The 21,055-nt window shown below is 68.6% G+C and carries 16 protein-coding genes; 9 read left to right on the top strand and 7 right to left on the bottom strand.

Annotated elements, in window-relative coordinates:
* Nucleotides 1–7: 7 nt before the first annotated feature.
* Nucleotides 8–1,006 carry a CapA family protein gene (locus tag B141_RS0121240; protein WP_020577199.1) on the top strand — a complete coding sequence of 333 codons (999 nt, stop codon included), beginning with the start codon at nt 8–10 and terminating at the stop codon, nt 1,004–1,006.
* A gap of 14 nt (nt 1,007–1,020) precedes the next feature.
* Nucleotides 1,021–2,451: an RtcB family protein gene (locus tag B141_RS0121245; protein WP_020577200.1), complete on the top strand. Its 1,431-nt coding sequence runs from the start codon at nt 1,021–1,023 to the stop codon at nt 2,449–2,451.
* Nucleotides 2,452–2,570: 119 nt separating this feature from the next.
* Here B141_RS0121245 and B141_RS0121250 read toward each other — a convergent pair whose 3' ends face one another.
* Both B141_RS0121250 and B141_RS49480 read right to left on the bottom strand, forming a co-directional pair.
* Nucleotides 2,571–2,984, bottom strand: coding sequence for an archease (locus tag B141_RS0121250; RefSeq protein ID WP_020577201.1), 414 nt, complete (start codon nt 2,982–2,984; stop codon nt 2,571–2,573).
* 158 nt (nt 2,985–3,142) lie between these two features.
* A complete protein-coding gene (locus tag B141_RS49480; protein WP_157181173.1) occupies nt 3,143–3,304 on the bottom strand; it encodes a hypothetical protein in 162 nt (53 codons plus the stop codon).
* Between the two features lie 587 nt (nt 3,305–3,891).
* On the opposite strand from B141_RS49480, the gene B141_RS0121255 reads away from it, so the two are divergent.
* A complete protein-coding gene (locus tag B141_RS0121255; RefSeq protein ID WP_040421973.1) occupies nt 3,892–6,144 on the top strand; it encodes a penicillin acylase family protein in 2,253 nt (750 codons plus the stop codon).
* Nucleotides 6,145–6,190: 46 nt separating this feature from the next.
* On the opposite strand, the gene B141_RS0121260 is transcribed toward B141_RS0121255, so the two are convergent.
* The gene (locus B141_RS0121260) at nt 6,191–8,044 is read right to left on the bottom strand and encodes a M14 family metallopeptidase (RefSeq protein WP_202805862.1); all 1,854 of its coding nucleotides are present in this window, start codon (nt 8,042–8,044) and stop codon (nt 6,191–6,193) included.
* 385 nt (nt 8,045–8,429) lie between these two features.
* Here B141_RS0121260 and B141_RS0121265 point away from each other — a divergent pair, with 385 nt between their 5' ends.
* A complete protein-coding gene (locus tag B141_RS0121265) occupies nt 8,430–12,251 on the top strand; it encodes a S8 family peptidase (protein WP_026257438.1) in 3,822 nt (1,273 codons plus the stop codon).
* A gap of 36 nt (nt 12,252–12,287) precedes the next feature.
* Here the strand turns inward: B141_RS0121265 and B141_RS0121270 are convergent, their stop codons facing one another.
* Together B141_RS0121270 and B141_RS0121275 are read right to left on the bottom strand one after the other, a co-directional pair.
* Nucleotides 12,288–14,936 (bottom strand): polynucleotide kinase-phosphatase, encoded by a 2,649-nt coding sequence (locus B141_RS0121270; protein ID WP_020577206.1) that lies wholly within the window; start codon nt 14,934–14,936, stop codon nt 12,288–12,290.
* A complete protein-coding gene (locus tag B141_RS0121275) occupies nt 14,933–16,435 on the bottom strand; it encodes a 3' terminal RNA ribose 2'-O-methyltransferase Hen1 (protein WP_020577207.1) in 1,503 nt (500 codons plus the stop codon). Before B141_RS0121275 ends, B141_RS0121270 begins: the two co-directional genes overlap by 4 nt.
* Before the next feature lie 79 nt (nt 16,436–16,514).
* Here B141_RS0121275 and B141_RS0121280 point away from each other — a divergent pair, with 79 nt between their 5' ends.
* Genes B141_RS0121280 through B141_RS0121290 form a run of 3 tightly spaced genes read left to right on the top strand, consistent with a single transcriptional unit; the run spans nt 16,515 to nt 18,272 of the window.
* Nucleotides 16,515–17,411, top strand: a complete 897-nt coding sequence (locus B141_RS0121280; protein WP_020577208.1) for an aldo/keto reductase — start codon at nt 16,515–16,517, stop codon at nt 17,409–17,411.
* A 36-nt stretch (nt 17,412–17,447) separates the two neighbouring features.
* On the top strand, nt 17,448–17,897 hold the full coding sequence (locus B141_RS0121285; RefSeq protein ID WP_020577209.1) for a VOC family protein: 450 nt from the start codon (nt 17,448–17,450) through the stop codon (nt 17,895–17,897).
* A gap of 9 nt (nt 17,898–17,906) precedes the next feature.
* Entirely contained in the window at nt 17,907–18,272 is a 366-nt protein-coding gene (locus B141_RS0121290; RefSeq protein WP_020577210.1) for an iron chaperone, read from the top strand.
* A 4-nt stretch (nt 18,273–18,276) separates the two neighbouring features.
* On the opposite strand, the gene B141_RS41900 is transcribed toward B141_RS0121290, so the two are convergent.
* Together B141_RS41900 and B141_RS0121300 are read right to left on the bottom strand one after the other, a co-directional pair.
* A complete protein-coding gene (locus B141_RS41900) occupies nt 18,277–19,218 on the bottom strand; it encodes a GNAT family N-acetyltransferase (RefSeq protein ID WP_169512953.1) in 942 nt (313 codons plus the stop codon).
* 61 nt (nt 19,219–19,279) lie between these two features.
* Nucleotides 19,280–20,089, bottom strand: a complete 810-nt coding sequence (locus B141_RS0121300; protein ID WP_020577211.1) for an IclR family transcriptional regulator — start codon at nt 20,087–20,089, stop codon at nt 19,280–19,282.
* A gap of 94 nt (nt 20,090–20,183) precedes the next feature.
* On the opposite strand from B141_RS0121300, the gene B141_RS50335 reads away from it, so the two are divergent.
* The gene (locus B141_RS50335; RefSeq protein ID WP_169512954.1) at nt 20,184–20,336 is read left to right on the top strand and encodes a hypothetical protein; all 153 of its coding nucleotides are present in this window, start codon (nt 20,184–20,186) and stop codon (nt 20,334–20,336) included.
* 102 nt (nt 20,337–20,438) lie between these two features.
* Nucleotides 20,439–20,897 carry a hypothetical protein gene (locus B141_RS49485; RefSeq protein WP_157181174.1) on the top strand — a complete coding sequence of 153 codons (459 nt, stop codon included), beginning with the start codon at nt 20,439–20,441 and terminating at the stop codon, nt 20,895–20,897.
* Nucleotides 20,898–21,055: the final 158 nt, after the last annotated feature.

Consider the following 21,055-nt stretch of genomic DNA (forward strand, 5'->3'; position numbering starts at 1 on the left):
ATCCACGATGGCGGTCACGCTAGGACTGGCTGGCGACACGATGCTCGGGCGCGAGGTGGCCGAACACCTGCGTGCCAAGGGACCGCACTCGGTGTTCGATCCGGGTGTGCGGGACGTCGCGGCCGAGGCCGATGTGGTCGTCCTCAACCTCGAATGCTGCCTCTCAGATCGGGGTACGCAGTGGCCCGCGCCGGGGAAGCCGTTCTTCTTCCGTGCGCCTCCGATCGCGGCCGAGACCCTTGCCTGGTTGGGGGTTGACTGCGTGACGCTCGCCAACAACCACGCGCTCGACTTCAGTGAGCAAGCGCTGCTTGACACTGTTTCCCTCCTGTCGAAGGCCGGCATCGCCTGTGTGGGTGCGGGATCGGATGTGCACGCGGCTCGCCGGCCGGCGGTGCTGACGGCGCGCGGGACCCGGCTGGGCATCGTGGGGGTGACTGATCATCCGCTCGACTTCGCGGCCGGGGAGGGTCGCCCTGGGGTGGCGTACGCCGACCTGCGCGACGGTGTACCTCCGTGGCTGGTGGCGCTTGTCCGCGACCAGCGGGCGGAGGTCGACGAATTGCTGGTGACGCCTCACTGGGGGCCGAACATGACGTCGGCGCCGTTGCCCTATCTGCGGTCCGCCGCCTCGGTGTTGCTGGCCGCTGGCGCGACCCTGATCGCGGGACATTCCGCGCATGTCTTCCATGGTGTCGCGGACTCGGTGATTTTCGACCTCGGTGATTTCGTCGACGACTACCGAGTGGATCCCTACCTGCGTAACGATCTCGGGATCTTCGTACTCCTCACCCTCGACGGTCCGCGGCCCCGGGTCCTGCGGGTGGTGCCGCTGGCGCTGGAGTACTGCTTCACCCGGCTGGCGCGCCCGTCCGAGTACACCTGGGTCCGCGACCGGTTCGTCGCCGCCTGCCAGGCGCTGGACCCCGACCTCGAGGTGAGCGATGAGGGCGATCACCTCCGCGTCGAGGTGCCGAGGCCTGGCCCGGTGGCGGGCGCGGCGTAGGCGGGAGACCGGCGATGAAACTGATCGAGGAGTCGGCGTACCGCTTCCGGATCGAGCGGACCGGCAGCATGCGCGTGCCCGGCATTGTTTTCGCGTCCCACGCGCTGCTTCCCTCACCTGGCGAGGACCAGGCGCTGCAGCAGGTCGTGAATGTGGCAACGCTCCCAGGAATCAGGTCCGCTTCGTATGCCATGCCAGACATGCACTGGGGTTACGGTTTCCCGATCGGCGGCGTCGCGGCGACCGATGTGGCGCAGGGCGGTGTCGTATCTCCGGGCGGGGTGGGGTTCGACATCTCCTGCGGCGTCCGCCTGTATGCCGCCACTGACCTCGACCAGGCTCAGCTTGCGCCCATGCTTGACATGGTGATGGACGGGTTGGGCATGGCCACGCCGCGCGGGATGGGAAAGGGCGCCGTGTGGAGCCTTGCTGGACGCGATCAGCTTGACGAGGTGCTCGTCGGTGGTTCGCGGTACGCCGTCGCGCAGGGACACGGGGTGGCCCGTGACCTTGAACGCTGCGAGGACGGCGGGGCGGTCGAGGATGCGAATCCCAGCCAGGTGAGCGAACGCGCTGTCAATCGTGGCTTGCACCAGGTCGGGAGCCTCGGGTCGGGCAACCATTTCCTGGAGGTCCAGGTCGTCGACAAGGTGCTGGACGCGAGGGTGGCATCGGCGTACGGGCTCACAATGGGCCAGGTCTGCGTGATGATCCATTGCGGCTCCCGTGGGCTCGGGCACCAGATCTGCTCCGATCACGTCCGCACGATGGAGAAGGTGATGCGGGCGTACGCGATCGAGGTTCCCGACCGGCAACTCGCCTGCGTGCCGGTCGAAGCGCCCGAAGGGGTGGCGTATCTCGGTGCGATGGCCGCGGCGGCCAACTACGCGCGTGCCAACCGGCAGTTGCTGGGTGAGGCCGCGCGCCGGGTTTTCGAACGAGTCACCGGGCAGGGCCTTGATCTGGTGTACGACATCTCGCACAATCTCGCCAAAATCGAGACCCACGACGTGGACGGGGAACGCCGCCGGCTCTGTGTCCATCGCAAGGGCGCGACCCGGGCGCTACCGCCGCGCCACGTCGACCTGCCGGCGGACCTGGTGGAGATTCCAGGCGTCGGGCAGCCGGTGTTGATCCCGGGTTCGATGGGCACCGCGTCGTACGTCCTCACCGGCGTGGAGGACGCGCCGGCGTTCGCGTCAACCTGCCATGGCGCGGGCCGGACGTTGTCGCGGCACAAGGCCGTCCGGGTGGTGAAGGGGGAGGCCCTGAAACGACGGCTCGAGGCGCAGGGCATCGCGGTGCGGGGCGCGTCGTGGCGAGGGCTGGCGGAGGAGACACCTGAGGCATACAAGGACATTGAGGCGGTGATCGAGGCGGCCGAGGGCGCTGGTCTCGCGCGGCCGGTCGCGCGGCTGCGGCCGATCGGTGTGGTCAAGGGGTGAGGGAGGTCCGGGCGGAGTTGGCCGGCTCGGGAGGTCTGAGTGTGGGCCACGGCCGGCTCGGGAGGTCTGAGTGTGGGCCACGGCCGGCTCGGGAGGTCTGGGTGTGGGCCACGGCCGGCTCAGACGTCGAGGGTGACGCTGCAGAACCACCCGTCGGGCCGATCGTCGAAGCGCAGGCCATGCAGCGAAACCGCCTTGGGTACGGCGCCGACCAGCTCGAGCTGGTCGATGCCGGTGACGTCGAAGTGGACGTCGTACCCCTCCTCGGCGGGGTCGAGCCTGGCGCGGAGCGGGATGACGTCGGCGGTGTCCATGAGGTAGATGACCTCGCTGAGTACGGTGACCAGGAGATCCTCGTCGGTGTCCTCGCTGACCTCGAATGAGGCGCTGTCGGTCTGCTCTGCCGTACTCAGGTCGACGAACGCCTCGACCATCGCGGTGACCGCTTCGGTCACACAGGACTCACGCGTCGGTGCCCACGCTTCGATCCGGGTGTCGGCCGTGTGGGGCACGCTCCGGTGTCCGGCCCGCATGGCGGTGATTCCTCCTCTCTCATACCGTACGCCTACACCTGGGCGGTGGGGACTTCCGCAGCGCGGGAGCACGGGGCGGCACGCGGCGGCGAGAGGGCGGCGCGGATGGCCACCCCGGGCTTGATCACGCATGACGGCAGGCCCGATCGCCCTCACTTTCAAAGGTTTCGAGCCTGCCGGTTTGTTTGTTCCCCCACCTCAAACCCGTTACAGGCGTTCCGATCGACAGGAGCGAGCGCGGCCACCAACTCCGGGCCGGGAAGCATGTCGCCAAACCCGGGCGGGAGCGGTGAGATCCGCACACCATCGCCGTCGCTCATGCGTTCGAGGCTAGCCGATCACGATCATGGCTCGCAACCGGCGATGGCCATCGGAACGCCTTATTTTCAAGGCGTTCCGAGCCCAGCAGGGCCGAATGCAGGTGCGTTCGTAAGACTGTGGAAACTCCGGGGTGTTATAGCACCCCGGAGTTTCCACAATCTTCGCAACGGGTTCAGGGCTGGCGAGCCTGACCGTGTCCCGGGCGCGCACACCAGCAGGTTCGTACTCGGCCTCAGCACGTCGCTTGCCGCGGTGGTCGAAGGGGGCCTGGGCCTACGAACGCCCGTTGTCGGTGCTGCGCGAACACCTCGAGGGCCCCGACGCGCCGGATCCGATTCTGGAACTCGCCGGGGAGTCGCCAGCTGAGCCAAGCCCGCACGATCCGACAGCCCGGGCGGTGCCCATTCTCCGTCGACGCCACGGGGTCAAGCTGGGAGGATGAGCCGGTGCAGGCGGACGGGCTCTCGACGATGGTGGAGTCGACGTTTCCGTTTGATCCACCCGGCCGGACTCCTTCGGTCAGGAGGAGAGATGCGCCACTCGCCGAGGTTCCACAGGTGCAACCAGGACTCAGATGGACGTGGACATGAAAGTAAGCGTGGGCGTACGCCGACCCGTCGAGATCATCGTCGACACGTGGGGAATCCCGCACATCTACGCCGAAACCGTTGAGGATGCCTTCATCGCCCAGGGGTTCAACGCGGCGAGGGATCGGCTCTTCCAGATCGACCTGTGGCGGCGGCGTGGGCTCGGGTTGCTGTCGGAGGTCCTCGGCCCGGACTACGTCGAGCGCGACCGAGCCGCCCGACTCTTCCTCTACCGCGGCGAAATGGCGCGGGAATGGACGAGCTACGGACCGGACACCGAGGCGATCGCGACCAGCTTCACGTCAGGCATCAACGCCTATGTCGACTGGCTGGACACGCATCCCGAAGCGCTGCCACCGGAGTTCGAGTTGCTCGGCTACCGGCCGGCGTACTGGCAACCCGATGACATCGTGCGCATCCGCAGCCACGGTATCGTCCACAACCTGCTCCAGGAGGTCGCGCGGGCACGGGTCACCAATGTTGCCGGTTTGCAGGCCGATCTGGTCCGCCAGCGACTCCAGCCGGCGCGTCAACCCCACCTTGCTGAGGGCGTGGATCTGGACCTGCCGCCGGAGATCCTGCGGGTCTTCGAACTCGCTACGCAGCCTCTGGTGTTCAGTGGGGATCCGAGGGCGCCGCTCGGGGCCGCGGCGCCGAGCGATCCGACGGCGGAAGGCAGCAACAACTGGGTGGTCGCCGGGAGCCGGACCACCACCGGCCGGCCGATCCTGGCCAGCGACCCGCACCGCACCTACGCCACGCCGTCGTTGAGGTACGTCGCCCATCTCTCGGCGCCGGGACTTGAGGTCATCGGTGCCGGCGAGCCTGCCCTGCCGGGGGTGACGGCCGGGCACAACGGCCAAGTGGCGTTCGGCTTCACCATCTTTCCCGTCGACGTGCAGGACCTCTACGTCTACGAACTCGACACCACCGACCCGACCCGCTACAGGTACGCCGATGGTTGGGAAGAGCTGCGGATCATCGCCGAGAAGATCCCGGTCAAGGGCGAGCCGTCGCGTCAATGCGAGCTTGCCTTCACCCGGCACGGCCCGGTGATCCACGTCGACCAGAAACGACACCGCGCGTACGCCGTCCGCTCCACCTGGTCCGAACCCGGCACCGCGCCGTACCTCGGCAGCCTGGCATACCTCCAGGCCCAGGACGTGGCGGCATTCCGTGCGGCGTTGCGAGGCTGGGGAGGTCCGGGGGAGAACCACGTCTACGCCGACGTCGACGGCGCCATCGGCTGGACCGCGGCCGCGCTGGTGCCCAGGCGTCCGGAGTGGGACGGCCTGTTGCCGGTGCCGGGGGACGGCCGCTACGAGTGGGACGGCTTCCATGCGAGCGAGGAGTTTCCCGAGATCCTCAACCCCGCTGAGGGATTCGTCGCGACCGCCAACCAGTTCAACCTTCCTGAGGGCTTCCCCGCCGATCGGCACCTGTCGTACGAATGGCCTGACCCGGCGCGGCATCGGCGCATCGTGGAGGTCTTGTCGGCGTCGGAGCCACACTCGTTGACGGATTCGATGCGGTTGCAGACAGACGTAAAATCCGTCGCGGCCCGCGAGATCGTGGGTGTGCTGGCCACCCTGCATTCAGAGGAGCCCGCGACCGCGTCGGCCCTGGAACTCCTGCGTGGTTGGGATGCGGTCGAGTCGGCTGATTCCGCCGCGGCGGCCCTCTATGAGTACTGGATATCGCGGCATCTCATGCCGGCCTTCGCCGAGGCGTCGTCCGGGGCAAGGGCGCGCTCGGCAGCCGCCGGCGTTGTCGACTACACCGGCATGCGGGACGAGCTGCTCAGCCAACCAGGCTGGGAGCCGCTGATGCTCTCCACGCTAGGGGCTGCCTACGCCGCACTGGAACGCCTACTGGGTAAGGATTCTGGCGCCTGGCGGTGGGGTGACCTCCACCGTAACCAACAACCGCATCCGCTGGGATTCCTCGATCCGTCGTTCGAGGTGGGACCGATCCCAGTCGGTGGTTCGGGTACCACCGTCAACGCCGCGCCGTACCTCTCGGACGAATTCGTACAGACGATCGGTGCGTCGTTCCGGATGGTGCTCGACGTGGGCGCCTGGGACGACTCGGTGGTGATCAACACGCCAGGGCAGTCAGGAGATCCACGCAGCCCGCACTACCGCGACCTCCTCGAGTCGTGGCGGCGTGGCGCCTACATTCCGCTGCTGTACAGCCGCGGAGCCGTCGAACGCCACGCCGCCACCCGCATCACCCTCGAACCTCAGGAGTGAATTTCAGGAGGAAACCCCCGAGTGAGCCCCGAGACGCAGGGCGGTGTCACCCAGGCCAGCGGATCGCGCGTTCAGCAACCCCTCCACGCGTGCTTGACGCCCGCACCGTCACGGTGTCGAGCGACGTTCCCGGGTTGACCTTGACCCGCACCGTCGCCTGGTAGCTGCTCTGCCCCTTGAGCCAGAACTCCGGTGGCGCGCCGACGACCTGGCCGGCACCGCTCGGCAGCCGCACGGTCACGGTGTCCGGGCGTACGATCTTGACCCGCTTCGCTTGTTCGAGCGCGGTCGGGATGCGACCCGGATTGCGGACGGTCACCGTCACCTCGTGGGTGGCGCCGTCCTTCTGCCCCTTGGCCAGTGCCCGTGCCTTCGTGTCGGTGATCTCGACGCGGGGGAGTTCGAACGCCATCGCCAGGTTGAACTTCGCCTGGTTGGCGGCCCATTCCTCCAGCAGCTCCGCGGGCGCGTTCTGGTTCCAGAACTTCGGGTTGAAGCCACCGATCTCCACCGCACCAAGGGTTTCGTGCTCGAAGGGCTTCCAGGGAAGGAAGCAGTCCTCGCGGTTGTTCTCCGCGCACCACCGGGAACGTTCCCAGTCGTCGAAGCGGCCGTCCTTGTTGTAGTCGGTGAAGCGGCCGCCGTTCCACAGCTCATCGCCGTACCACACCGCGCCGAACTGGAAGTAGCCGAAGTCCGGGCCGTGCCCGAACAACGCCTCCGGCTCGCCACCAAACCTGGTCGCGTAGTCACGGTAGACGTCGCCGGCCCACGGATAGTCCGTGAACGACACTCCCACCTCGTCGAAGTACTCGAAGAGCTTGAGATCGGAGGCGAACATGCAGTCCTTCTCCTCGCACGTCGACGGCCCCCGCAGGTGCATGGGTACGGCGGTGTCCATCGAGTTGACGACGCCGACGTTGGGGTGGGAGGTGAGGAACGTGAAGACGTGCCGGGTCTCGGGTTCGGAGAGCGGATAGGCGCCGGCACCGGCCTGGGTGTTACCCCGCCCGGTGCGTTCCGCGGACGCTTCGGGCCGCCAGTTGTAGGGATAGTTGCGGTGCAGGTCGAGTCCGCCGATGCCGTCCTCGCCAATCCTCCCGTCGCCGTCATGGTCGATTCCCTCGGTATAGACGAGGTAGTCGCCGTTGCCCTGGCCGACGTTGCGGAGCACCCGCCCGGCCGGATCGCGGTCGTCGATCACGTGTGTGCCCTTGCCGGGCCCCACCCGCTTACGCATCTGCGTCGCGTAGCCGTCGCCGTTGAGGTCGAGCGGGGGATCCTCGTCCAGCTTGCCGTCCCCGTCGGAGTCGTGTGGCCGAACTGAACTCCGGTTGGTCTGTGCGGTCCAGCGGTACAGGTCGCTGCCGTCGGGATTGTTCAACGGCCTGAGGTAGATGGCCTTCTCGTCGATCAGCTGGGTGATCTTCGGGTCGGAGCCGTGCTTTTCGACCAGCTGCCAGGTAAGCCACAGCACGCTCTCGGTGCTGGTGATCTCGCCGGAATGGCGCCCGCCCTCGAAGAACGCCGCCGGCTTGTCGGTGTCCTTGCCGGTTGCTTTGTTCGTGATCGTCAGCTGGTAGATCGGTTCGCCGCCGAAGCTCTTGCCGACTTCGTAGAGCTCGGTGATGTCAGGGTGTTCGTACGCCCACTTCCGCAGCCACCAGTTGATCTCCTTGGAGCTGTGGAAATGCTCGAAGTCCATCTTGCCTGGAACCTTCGGCTGGAGTTCGGCATAACGTACGACGGGGAACTCGCTGGGTCCGTCCCGATCGCCAGGGACGGTGTAGGTGTCGCCGTCAGGGAACGGGTCTGGGAATGGTCCGGGCGGTTGCGGGGCGTCCGCCGCGGCCGCTCCTCGCGTCTCTGGTGTGCTTGCGGCGAACGGCCCAGCTTGCACGACGGGTAGCAGAAGCCCAACGCTGAGAGCCAGGACTCCCAGCGTCGTAAGCGGTTTCGCGGAAATAGCAGGCAACGTCTGCGCACCTCCCAATGAGGGTCGGAGATGCGCTCACCGTAGGTCGACGAATTCAGACCGTACACAGGCTGGCGGAAAGCCTGACAGCATCTGGACAGCTCAGACCGTGTTGTGTCACAGCCACGAGGCGGGCGTGTTATCGCCAATGCCCCACCATGCTGTGAGCCTCGTGGCGCGTCTGCGCCACGGCGCGAAATCGCCAGCCACGAGAGGCGCCGGCGTTCGCGGATGGCGGCATCCTGTCGGCTACCGCGGATCGAACGAGTGCGCCGGAAGGGGCTGGCCGATGCCGTCGAGGTGGGGGAGATTGTCGCGAGCGTTGGCGCTGGCGACGCCCGGAGTCATCGTCACTGGGCTCCTGATGGTGGGCGCGGCCCCGGCCATGCCGGCGACAGCCGACTCACCTGGCCGGAGCACCGCACCCGAGCAGCCGGCGACGAGACCCGACGAAGCCAGGACCGTGACATTGCTGACCGGCGCCCGAGTGCGGGTGGATCCGGTGGCCAAGGGCCGGAACGCCGTCACCGTCGTTCCGAACGACGACGGTGCGCGCGCCAACGTCAAGGTGGTCCAGAGCCATGGCGATCTCTACGCGTTCCCCGACGAGGTGGTGGCCGGCGTCAGCTCAGGTGCCCTCGACCGCGAACTCTTCAACCTCACCGGCCTGATCGAGCAGGGCCTGGACGACGCGCACCAGTCCGCGCTGCCCGTGCTGATCACCTACACCGGTGAGCCACCGCAACGGGGAACGAACGCCGGCCCCGCGCCCCAAGGGCTCCCCGGGACCACACGGACCGCCACCCTCGAGAGCATCAACGCGATCGCGGCCACGACCGACAAGGCGGCAGCCCGGGACTTCTGGCGCGCGGTGAGCGGCCGGGCAGCCCCCACCACGCAAGCGCCGCAACGTCTCGCGAACGGCATCAAGAAGATCTGGCTGGACCGCAAGGTGACCGCTGACCTCGCCGAGAGCGTGCCCCAGATCGGCGCTCCGGCGGCCTGGCAGGCCGGCTTCGACGGCACCGGCGTCACCGTCGCGGTCCTCGACACCGGTATCGACGCGGCCCACCCCGACCTGGCGGGCAAGGTGGTGGGCTCCCGCGACTTCACCGGCACCGGCTCCGGCACGGTCAAGGACGGGCACGGCCACGGCACGCACGTGGCGTCGACGATCGCGGGATCTGGCGCGGCGGCCGGCGGTGCGCGCAAGGGTGTCGCGCCCGGCGCTCGACTGCTGGTGGGCAAGGCGCTCGACGACAGTGGTTCTGGCCAGAACTCCTGGCTGATCGATGCCATGGAGTGGGCCGCCACCAGCGGCGCCGACATCGTGAGCATGAGCCTGAGCAGCGAGGCCACAGACGGCTCCGACCCGCTGAGTCAGGCGGTCAACAACCTGACCGCGTCCACCGGGACCCTCTTCGTCGCCGCGGCAGGCAACCAAGGGCCGTCGGACCAGACCGTCCGCAACCCCGGCACCGCCGACGCCGCGCTCACGGTGGGCGCGGTCGACAAGTCCGACCAACTGGCGGACTTCTCCAGTCGCGGCCCGAGGCTCGGTGACTACGCGATCAAGCCCGACATCACCGCGCCGGGGGTTGCCATCGTCGCGGCCCGCGCCGACGGGACGACCATGGGCACTCCGGTCGACGCGCGCTACACGACCGCCTCGGGTACGTCGATGGCCACACCCCACGTGGCGGGCGCGGCGGCGATCCTGCTCCAGCAGCACCCCGACTGGGATCCCGGCCAGCTCAAGTCCGCGCTGGTGAGCACGGCCCGCCCGCACTCGGATCTCAGCGTCTACCAGCAGGGCGGCGGCCGGGTCGACATCGGCCGCGCCGTGACCAGCCAGGTGTACGCGCACCCCGGCACCCTCGACCTCGGCAGGTTCGACTGGCCGCACGACGGATCTGACCCGCCGGTCGCTCGCACGATCACCTACACGAACACCTCGCCCCGGGAGGTGACTCTCGACCTCGCGGTCCCGGTCAGCGGCAAGGAGGGCGCCACCCCGCCACCGGGGATGTTCACCCTGAGCGCCCCGCGGGTCGTCGTACCCGCGAACGGCACCAGCGAGGTGACGCTCACCCTCGATCCCACCCTCGGCGAGCCAGACCTCTACGGCGGGTACGTCACGGCGGCGACGCCCGACGGCGAGGTCCTCGCGCACACGTCGGTCGGCCTCTACAAGGAACCCCGGATGGTCGAGCTCACCGTCGAGGCGATCGCGCATGACGGTCGGACTGCCGCTGGCAGCAGTTCGGTCGACCTGTGGAACCTCGACACCGACGCCTGGGAGACCGGCTACTTCGGGGGCAAGGGCGGCTCCAGCAAACCGGCGACCTTCCGGGTCCGCCCGGGCACGTACAGCCTGATGGCCTACCTCTTCACCCTCGATGAGCCCAATCTCGCCGGCCGCGAGGTCGCCCTGGTCGGGCAACCCGAGCTGGTGATCACCGACGACACCCGGATCGTGCTCGACGGTCGGACGGCGAACAAGCTGGTCGTCGCCACGCCCAAGCCGACCGAACACCAGGGTGTGACCGTGAGCTATCACCGGGCTGCCGAGAAGGAGTGGTTCACGCTGTCGTACCTGCTCGACAAGTACGTCGACGTGGTGTACGCGGCGCCCACCGCGCGGGTCGGTCGGGGTGAGTTCGAGATGTACACCCAGTGGGAGATGTTCGCGCCCGAGATCGCGCTGGCCGTCCGTGGCACGGATGCCCGCGTCGAGACGGAGTACACCATCGGGTCGCCGAAGATCGACGGTCGCCAGGCCCTCGGCGTCGTGGCCGCACCAGAGAACGCCACCTTGGACGACCTCGCGCGACTTCCCGCCAAGGGCAAGGCCGTCCTGGTCCAGCGGTCAGACGAGCGGTCGATCGACGCGCAGGTCCGAGCGGCCGCGGCCGCGGGCGCCCGGGCGGTCATCGTCCACCACGACCGGCCGGGCTGGCTGCTCGGACGGGTGGACGCGGGTTCGCCGGTCCCGTCGTTCACGATCTCGGCCACGGAGGGCGCACGGTGGCGGGACAAGCTGCGCGCGACCGGCTCGTTGACACTGGACCTCACGGGCGTCGCGGTGAGCCCGTACCTCTACGACCTGATGCTGCCCGAGCAGGGACGGATCCCGGCCCGACCGAGCTACGACATCAGCAGCAGGAACACCGCCCGCCTCGACACCAACATCCACGCGGGGACCCAGGGCCAGGCGAGTACGGAGGCGCGGCACGGGTTCCGCCCGCACACGACGTTCTCGCTGCGGATCCCGCGTAAGCTGCCGCTGCCACTCCATCGGACGGAGTGGGTGTCGGCCGGCGACACGCGGTGGCAGCAGCTGGTGTGGCCGAACCCCTCGTTGCGGGGCGGGCTCGCCGACCCCCTCCGGAGTTACCGGGCGGGTACGACGCGGGAGCGCGGGTGGTTCAGGTCCGTCGTACGTCCGGGCGTTCCCGATGAGGTGGAGCGGTACGCCGGGTACGGGTTCCCCGGCTATCGCGAGGGCGACGAGCTCACCATCGGGATCCGGGAGTTCCTCGACGCGAGTGGGGGATACGGCGACGCGTCGGCCGGTGACGACGTACGTGCCCGCCTCTACCGCGACGGCGACCTCGTGCTCGAACGCGACGGGGTGTACGGCGAGTGGCCGGCGGCCGCCGGCAGGGCGACGTACCAGCTGGATCTGAGCGTCAGCCGGGACGCGCCCTGGTGGCAGCACTCGACGGCGACCGAGACGTCGTGGACGTTCACCTCCCAGCGGCCGGCCGCGGGCGAGCGGGCGTTCCTCCCGCTGCTGCAGGTCGACTACGACCTCGACGTCGACCTCCTCAACCGGGTCAAGCCGTCAGGGCCGCTCCCGATCAGCCTCGACGTCCACCGGCAGGCGCGGGTGGCCAAGGCTTCGGTCGCCGGTGCCAAGGTCTGGGTGTCCGCCGACGGCGGCGCGCACTGGACGCCGGTCGACCGGGTGAAGAGCGAGGGCGGCGGCCGGTACACCGCGACGGTGGTGCACCCGCCTGGTGGTGGGGCGGGGGAGCGCTGGATGTCGCTGCGGGTCAGGGCCTGGGACACCAGCGGCAACGCGATCGACCAGACGGTGCACCAGGCGTACCGGCTGGCGGCCCGCTGAGCGAGAAGTCAGCCGGTCGACCCGCGCCAGCCTCCTCTACAGGCGCGGGTCGACCGGCTCCGACTCCAGGGCGAGCACGCCGAACACGCACTCGTGCACCCGCCACAGGGGTTCGCCGCGCGCCGCGCGGTCGAGTGCCTCCAGGCCAAGGGCGTACTCCCGCAGGGCCAGGGAACGCTTGCGGCCGAGGTTCCGGTCGCGGAGCCGCGTGAGATTGGCCGGCTCGGTGTAGTCGGGGCCGTAGATGATGCGGAGGTACTCCCGCCCCCGGACCTTGATGCCCGGCTGGACGAGCCCGCGCCGGCTCCGCGTCAGGTTCGCCAGCGGCTTGACCACCATGCCCTCACCACCGGCGGCGGTCAGTGACTCCCACCAGCGCACACCGCTCTCCACGGATGCCGGGTCCGAGACGTCGACGACCTGGTGCGGTGTCGTCCTGATCAGCTCCGGATCGGCCTGCGCCAGCCGGTCGGCGAGGGCCAGGTGCCACTGGTGGTCGCGGTCGGCGTACGTCGCCCCGTCGGTGGCGAGGAGCTGGAACGGCGCGACCGAGACACCGGAGAGCCCGTCGGTCGGCCAGCAGTAGCGGCGGTACGCCTGGGTGTAGGCCTCGGCGTTTCCCACGCGGGAGCGGGTCCGGTCGAGGAGTTCGCCGACGTCCACACCGGCGGCGGCCGACTGCTCCAGGGCCGCGACCGCGGCAGGGAGGGCGGTACGGGCGGCGGCGCCGACGGCGGCGTACTGATGCCGCAACAGGTCCTCGGCCTTGGCCGACCAGGGGAGGAGTTCGGCGTCGAGGAGAAGCCAGCCGGTGGTGAGCTCGCTCCACAGGCCCGCTGCTTCGGCCGCCTCGCGGACCCGGGCGAGGATCTGCTCGGTCAGGTCGGAGTCGAAGAACGACCGGCCGGTGCGGGTGTAGATCGCGCCGGTGCGGCCATCGTCGGCGCCGAAGCGCTCCCGGGCGACACGTTCGTCCTTGCAGACAAGGAGGATCGCCCGGGATCCCATGTGCTTGGTCTCGCAGATCACCTGTGTGACGCCGTCGGAGCGATAGGCGGCGAACGCCTCGTCGGGATGCTCGAGCAGCTCGGCGCGCGTGCTGGTGGCGCATGGGGCCATGGTCGGCGGGAGATAGAGCAGCCAGCGCGGGTCGAGCGCGAACCTACTCATCACCTCCAGCGCACCGGCGGCGTTCTCCTCGCGGATGGACACCCGGCCATGGTGGGTCGTCTCGATGACACGCCGACCGAGGACGTCGGTGATGTCGAGGACGTCGGGTTCGCGCCGGGGTGCATCGGTGACCGAGCCATGGGACTGCTCGGGGTGCGCGGAGTCGCCGGCCGCGCTGGGATCCGGTGTCAAGAACGGCTTGACGGGTTCGTACCACACCTGCTCGGCGGGTACGGACACCAGCTCGCGTTCGGGGTATCGCAGCGCAGTGAGCCGGCCACCGAACACGCATCCGGTGTCGAGGCACATGGTGTTGTTGACCCACTCCGGCGCCGGTGTGGGAACGTGCCCATAAAGGACGATTGCCGCGCCGCGGTAGTCGTTCGCCCACGGATATCGCACTGGCAGCCCGAACTCATCGGTCTCGCCGGTGGTGTCGCCGTACATCGCGAACTCCCGCACCCGCCGCGACGACCGATTGTGGTAAGCCTCCTTGAGCCCGGCGTGGGCGACCACCAGCTTCCCCTCGTCGAGGACCAGATGCGACACCAAGCCCTCGATGAACTCCTGAACGTGGCTACGAAACTCCGGCGGCTCCTTGTCGAGCTGGTCCAGCGTCTCGGCCAGCCCGTGCGAGATCTGAACCTTGCTACCCCGCAGGGCACGCATCAGCTTGTTCTCGTGGTTGCCGGGTACGACGAACGCGTCGCCGTTCGCGACCATGCCCATCGCAAGGCGCAGGACGCCCGGGCTGTCGGGTCCCCGGTCGACCAGGTCGCCGAGAAAGATCGCCCGCCGTCCCTCAGGGTGGTGGGCGCCGACCACCTGGCCCTGTGCGTCGTGGGTGAGGACGTACCCCAACATTCCAAGCAGGCTTTCGAGTTCGGACCTGCAGCCGTGCACGTCGCCGATCGCGTCGAAGGGTCCGGGCTCGTGGCGAAGGTCGGTGAACAGCCGCTCGCGGACCACCGTAGCGGCGTCGATCTCCGCGAGACCGCGGAGCACGTGGACGCGCCGGAATCCCTCCCGCGTCAGGTGTTTGAGCGACTTCCGGAGCTGCGCGTGCTGCCGGTGAACGACGTGCGACTCGAAGGTCCGGTCGGGTCGCGCCTGGTTGCGCGCGACGCAGACGCGTTCGGGTACGTCGAGCACGATGGCGACCGGGAGCACATCGTGGGCACGCGCGAGTTCGACGAGGCGTTGCCGGTCACGGGGTTGGACGTTCGTCGCGTCCACCACCGTGAGCCGCCGGCGGGTGAGGCGCCTGCCGGCAACGAAGTAGAGCGCCTCGAAGGCATCCTTCGTCGCCGACTGGTCGTTGTCGTCGTCGCTCACCAGGCCGCGGAAAGTATCGCTTGACAGCACCTCGGTGGGGGCGAAATGCCTGCTGGCGAAGGTGGACTTGCCCGAGCCGGTGACGCCGACGAGGGCGACGAGGGAGAGTTCGGGCAGCGCCAGGGGCCTCGGTGCCGTTCCGGACTCTCCGGCGGACACCTGTGTGGGGGACTCGGTCATGCGGCGCTCCCGGTGGTGGGGCTGGAGGTCAGGACGAACGTCGCCAGCTGCGTGGGTGGACCGACCTCGGGGTCGTCCTCGCCGACAGGCGTGAAGGTGACCACGTAGCCGTTGGCCTCGGCGACGTTCCGGGCCCACGCGCGGAACTCCTCGCGGGTCCACTCGAAGCGGTGGTCGTGGTGGCGGTGGGTGCCCGCATCGAGGTCGGGGTAGCGGATGTTGTAGTCGGCGTTGGGGGTCGTGACGATGACGGTGCCGGGTCGCGCGGACCCGAAGACGGTGCGTTCGAGGGCGCGCAGCCTGGGCGGGTCGACGTGCTCGATGACCTCCATCAGGACCGCGGCGTCGAATCCCGCGAGTCGGTCGTCCTGGTAGGTCAACGAGGACTGGAACAACCTGAGCCGGTCACGGCCACGACCGGGGTGTCCGGTGGACGCGGACGCTGGTGCGCCAGTCGCGTCGCCGGCCGCGTCCCAGGAGGGCGGGTCCATCCGCAGCCGCCGGCTCGCGCGTTCGAGTGCCCGCACGGAGACGTCGACGCCCACGATCTCGGCGTACGCCGGATTGCCGAGCAGCGCGGCGAGCAGGGCGCCCTCGCCGCAGCCGAGGTCGAGAACGCGGGTTGCCCCTGACTTCTGGATCGCGTCAAGGACGGCTTGACGGCGGAGTACGGCCAGGCTGGGCGGTGTGGTCGCGGTTCCAGGCGCGTCGGCCACAGACGGCTCCGCGTCGAGCGCGCTGGGCTCGGAGCCATCGAGCTCGGTCAGCCGGTCCACGGCCGACCGCACCAACGAACCCTGGTGGGCAAGGTAGCGCCGGGTGATCAGGTCCCGGTGTGGATGCGTGGCCAGCCAGCTACCGCCGGCGCGAACCAGCTTGTCGACCTCGGCGGGCCCGACCCAGTAGTGCTGGGCGTTGTCGAGGACCGGAAGCAACACGTAAAGATGGGTGAGGGCATCGGCGAGACGCATACTGCCGCGGAGTTCGAGATCGACGTACGCCGAATCGCCCCACTGGGGAAACTCCGGATCGGCCGGGATCGTGGTCAGCTCCACCCGCCAACCCAGCGGTGCGAACATCTGCTCGGCCACCCCCGGACCACCCGCGCAGGGCAGGGCGGGAATCCTGATCGTGAGCGGCAGCGGGCCGGCGGCGAGTTCGGGGCGATCGTCGCAACGCCCCGACATCGCGGTGCGGAAGACCCGGGCCATCGCGACGGCGAGCAGCGAGGATGCGGCGTACGGCCGGTCGTTGACGTACGCACCAAGCGCGAATCCCTCGCCACCTCCCTTGCGGCCGCGTACCAGCGCGATCGGATCCACCTCGAGCAGGACCGCGACCGTGCACCGCTCGTCGGTCGCCTCCGGGTAGAACACGTGCGCGGTGCCACCCGCGACGGGGTACGACTGGGCGCGGCCGGGATGCTTGTGGAGCAGGAAGCCCAGGTCGGAGGCCGGAATCGCCGGCGCCGGTGCGGTCGTCGTCAAGGTCAGAAGCACCCCGGCATTCTTCCTGATCGACCGAAGATGCGCGCGGTTGTTTGCCGGCGACGTGCTGGGCGGGCGTAACGTCGGCTGTATGAGCACGAATTCCGCGGCAACCCGGCCCGCCGATGCGAGCGGAACGTTCGCCCTTGGTGGCGATGTGACGGTACGCCGGCTTGGCTTCGGCGCGATGCGCCTCACCGGACCCGGTATCTGGGGGCCGCCGGCTGACCACGACGAAGCCATCCGCGTGTTGCGCAAAGCCGTCGAGCTGGGCATCAACCTCATTGACACGGCTGACTCTTACGGGCCGTCGATCAGCGAGGAGCTGATCCGCGAGGCGCTGTATCCGTATCCGGCTGATCTCGTGATCGCCACGAAAGCCGGCCTGGCCCGCACCGGCCCCGATGTCTGGATCCCACTGGGCCGGCCGGAATACCTGGTCCAGGAGGCCGAACTCAGCCTGCGCCGCCTCGGTCTGGAACGCATCGAGCTGTTTCAGCTGCACCGGATCGACCCGAAGGTGCCGCTGGAGGACCAGTTGGGCGCGCTCGTGGGGCTGAAGGAGCAGGGCAAGATCCACCACATCGGCCTGTCCGAGGTATCCGTGGAGGAGTTGGTCGAGGCGCGCCGGATCACCGAGATCGTGTCCGTACAAAACCTCTACAACCTCGCCAACCGGCAGTCCGAGTCCGTCCTCGAGTACGCCGAGAAGGAAGGGCTCGGGTTCATCCCGTGGTTCCCGGTGGCGACGGGTGACCTGGCACGTCCGGGCGGACCGCTCGACGAGTTGGCCCGCGCGCGGGGTGCCTCGCCCGGCCAGCTGGCGTTGGCCTGGCTGCTCCGGCGGTCGCCGGTGATGCTGCCGATCCCGGGTACGTCGAAGGTGAGCCACCTGGAGGAGAACACCACCGCTGCCCTGATCGAGCTCTCCGAGGAGGAGTTCGAGTCGCTGGCCCGGGCGGGCGCCGAGGCCGCGCCCCCGGCATAGCGGGCCCGTGTCGGAAGCCTCCATTACGGTGCTGGCATGGCTGTCAGCTACAAGGTGTGCATTGACTGTGCCGATCCGCATCGGCTCGCGGCATTCTGGGCGGAGGCGCTCGGCTATGTCGTCGAAGACCACTCGGCGTTCATCCAGCGACTGCTGGACGACGGCGTCCCGGTTCAGGATGCCGTCACGGAGCTCGACGGGCGGTTCGCGTGGCGGCATGCGGCCGCCGTGCGCGATCCGGATCACCCGGTGCATCCTGAGCGCGGGACAGGTCTCGGCGGTCGGGTGCTCTTCCAGGTGGTGCCCAAGCCCAAGCAGGGCAAGAACCGCGTCCACCTCGACCTGCACCACGGCCCGGAGAACGTCGAGAAGGAGGTCGCCCGGCTGTGCGAGCTGGGTGCGACCCGGATCGGCGAGGGTCAGGAAGGCGGTAGCCGCTGGGTCGTCCTGGCCGATCCGGAGGGCAACGAGTTCTGTGTGGCGTAACCTCGCGGAATGGTGCAGAGCAACGCGAACGATGTAGCTGGCTATCTGGCCGAGGTGCCCGAGGCGCGCAAGGACGCCTTGACCAGACTGCGCACGTTGTGCCAGACGGAGCTGGCCGGCTTCGATGAGGTGATGGCGTACGGCATGCCCGTGTACCAACGCGATGGTGTCGCCGAGATCGCGTTCGCCAGCCAGAAGCAGTACATCTCCTTCTACCTGATGCGCAGTGACGTCCGGGCGGCGTTCGCCGAGCGGTTGGCCGGGCAGGACATGGGCAAGGGCTGCCTGCGATTCCGGCGACCCGAGACCATCGACTTCGACCTGCTCCGGGATCTCCTCAAGGCCACCGCGACGCGGCCCGGCCAGATTTGCTGACTCCTTAGCTCGGCGGCGAAACCCACTCGAGGAGCCGCGATTGGTCGGTGATGCGGTAGCCGAGGCTGGTGTAGAGATTGATCGCCACGGTGTTGTGACCGAAGACGTTGAGCGCCAGCACTTGATCGCCAGCCTCCAGGGAACGGCGGGCGGCGAGCCACATGACGGCTCGCCCGTATCCCTTGCCGCGCTGCGCCGGCTCGACCGCGACCGAATAGATGTACGACGCCCTGACCCGCCGGTGGTGGTGGATCCAGATCGTCGCCACCTGCGCACCGTCGGCTTCCAGGATTGACAGGCTGTGGTCCTTGGTATGCAGGCCGTCTGGCAGGAGTTCGGCGACCTGCGCCACGGCGCGGGCCTTCGCCTCGCCGGGTGGGAGGGTGCCACTGCTCGCGATGCTGTCGGCGTAGCCCGCCACCTCCGCGTCCCACCACACGTCGAACTCCGCCTCCGTCATCGGCCGGCCGGTGAGTCCCTCCGGCAGCGGCAGCGGCGGCTCGGCGAGCACCAGGCTCATCCGCTGCGAGATCACGGTGTACGACCTGAACACCGCGTCCTGGGCCGGGTCGCCCGGATCCACGGTCGTGTTGATCCGGACCGCGCCCTGGTCGCGGCACCATTGTTCGATCGCGGTAAGGGCCGCGATCGCAAAACCGCTCCGGCGGTGTGCGGGTAGCACGTAGAGGTCGTCGATGGTCGCCCGGCGGCGGGTGGGGTCGTCGTACACCGATAGAGCGGCGAAACCGACCACCTCACCGAGAGCGACCAGAGCCAGGACAGGTGATTCGGAGGCCCGCGCCCGCCAGTCCGCGATCCACGCGAAGTGTCCGGCCACGTCTTCCTCGGCGAGGTCCTGCGCGGCGCACCAGGCGCGGTGCCGGGCCTCCCACTGCGCCTGCCAATGTGCGGTCTCCGCGGTCGACGCGGGCCGGAGTTCGATCAACCGTTCCTCCTCGGGGATCCGGCGCTCGCGCGCTGGATCCCCCAACGCTACGCCCCAGCGCTCATCTGACCTCCGCGGATCCTGATCGTGCGGGGTTCGCCGTCGCATAACCCAGGGCCGTCGACAACCGGTAGGCAGCCTCGACGAGGAGCCGGTGAGCGCGTTCCCGATGGGCGGGAGTGAAGCGGATCGCCGGGACCGAAATGCTCAGGGCGGCCACCACCTGCCGGCTGTAGTCGAAGATCGGAACCGCGACACAGCGGATCCCGATGGTGTATTCCTCGTTGTCGACCGCGAAGCCACGCCGCCGGACGTTCTGCAGGTGGGCGCGCAACCGCGCCTTGTCAGTGATCGTATGGGACGTGATGGCAGTGAGCTGGAAGTCGCCAAGCCGGCGGTCGAGTTCGGCCTGGCCTAGTCCAGCCAGCAGCACCTTGCCGACTCCGGTGGCGTACGCCGGGAGGCGCCGTCCGACTTCGGACGCCAGGGTGAGGGTTTGGCGGCCATCGACCTTGGCGACGTAGACGTTGTGCAGGCCGTTGAGAACCGCCAGTTGCACGGTCTCGTCGATGTTGTCGCGGACCTGTTCCATATGAGGAAGTGCGCGTTCGACGAGGCCCAGCGCGCGGGTGTAGGCGTTGCCCGCCTCGAGGGTACGAATTCCGAGGGCGAATGACCGTTGGGTCGGGTCGAATTCCGCCCACCCTCGCTCGACCAGCGTCCGGAGTAGGCCATGCAGGCTGGAGCGCGGGTAGTGCAGGGTCTGTGCGATCTCGGTAAACGTCAACGGATCTTCGCGGCTGGTGAGGAGTTCGAGGATCGCGAGGGTGCGTTCCGCCGACTTGACCGCGCCTTTCGCCACATCGTTCACTTCGGTGCTCCCATGCTGGTGTGACACCTGGATTGAGGGGTTCGGATACGTGAACCCGGATTCACAACACTGAAGCAACGCATAACGTACGCCGGTGAAGGCGAGTGGGCCAGGCACTTCCGGAAAGGGACACTTCCCAACGGCGACGGTGCGGGCCGGAGTCCTGTTGAGCGGTCCGCTACCGCGGGCCGAGCGCGCGCACCGCGACTACCCCGATCTCGTGGGGCGGATCGCATCGCCGGCGTAGGCAGTGGAGCGAACCAGCTGCGAGCCGCGCGAGCCGCTCAGTCCGTGAGGCAACCTGCCACCGCGGGGCACCCACACAGAGCAATGGAGCATAATCCTTTCAATGGCCCCACAGGATGAGGATGAGTGCTCGACCGTTCCGGACGAAGCGACCATGGATCGATCGCAGGGCTGGGAGGATCTTGCACCATTCACTCTCGAACGACCTGGTTACGCTTTCCTGGTCGACGGGGCGATTCGCTATCTTCCTGTGACGCGAGCCCGAATACTACTGGGCTATTTATGGGCTTCGGAGTCTGAAGACGCAGCCTTTTTCGTCAAGCGGACGGGTGCCGGAGTTGATGGATTCTATGCCGAGGGGCGTTGGATATCACGGCTACGTCAGGCTAAGGGGGAAGGGCTTACGCCGCTCCAGGCGTTGCGGCGCTGGCGCGGGGAACCAGAAGACCCCGAAGCAGGTGGCATCGCGGCCGATGCGGTGGAGCAGGAGGCGCCAGCTTTACGGACATTGGAATTGCTTGCCGACAGTCATGATGAGGGCGGCGGGAGATCCAGCCGCTGATGATGCGGTGCTCGATGCCGTCCCGGTCGAACACCAGGACCTCTTTCTGTACCCAATCTGAGCCGGCCTGCGATCACGAGGCGGGGTCCCCCGCGGTCGAGATCGCGCACACACCTGGCAGGACGCCGGGAGGCTCGCTCAAATCGTGATGCGCCGCC

The sequence above is a fragment of the Actinopolymorpha alba DSM 45243 genome (genome assembly GCF_000373925.1).
GTDB lineage: Bacteria > Actinomycetota > Actinomycetes > Propionibacteriales > Actinopolymorphaceae > Actinopolymorpha > Actinopolymorpha alba.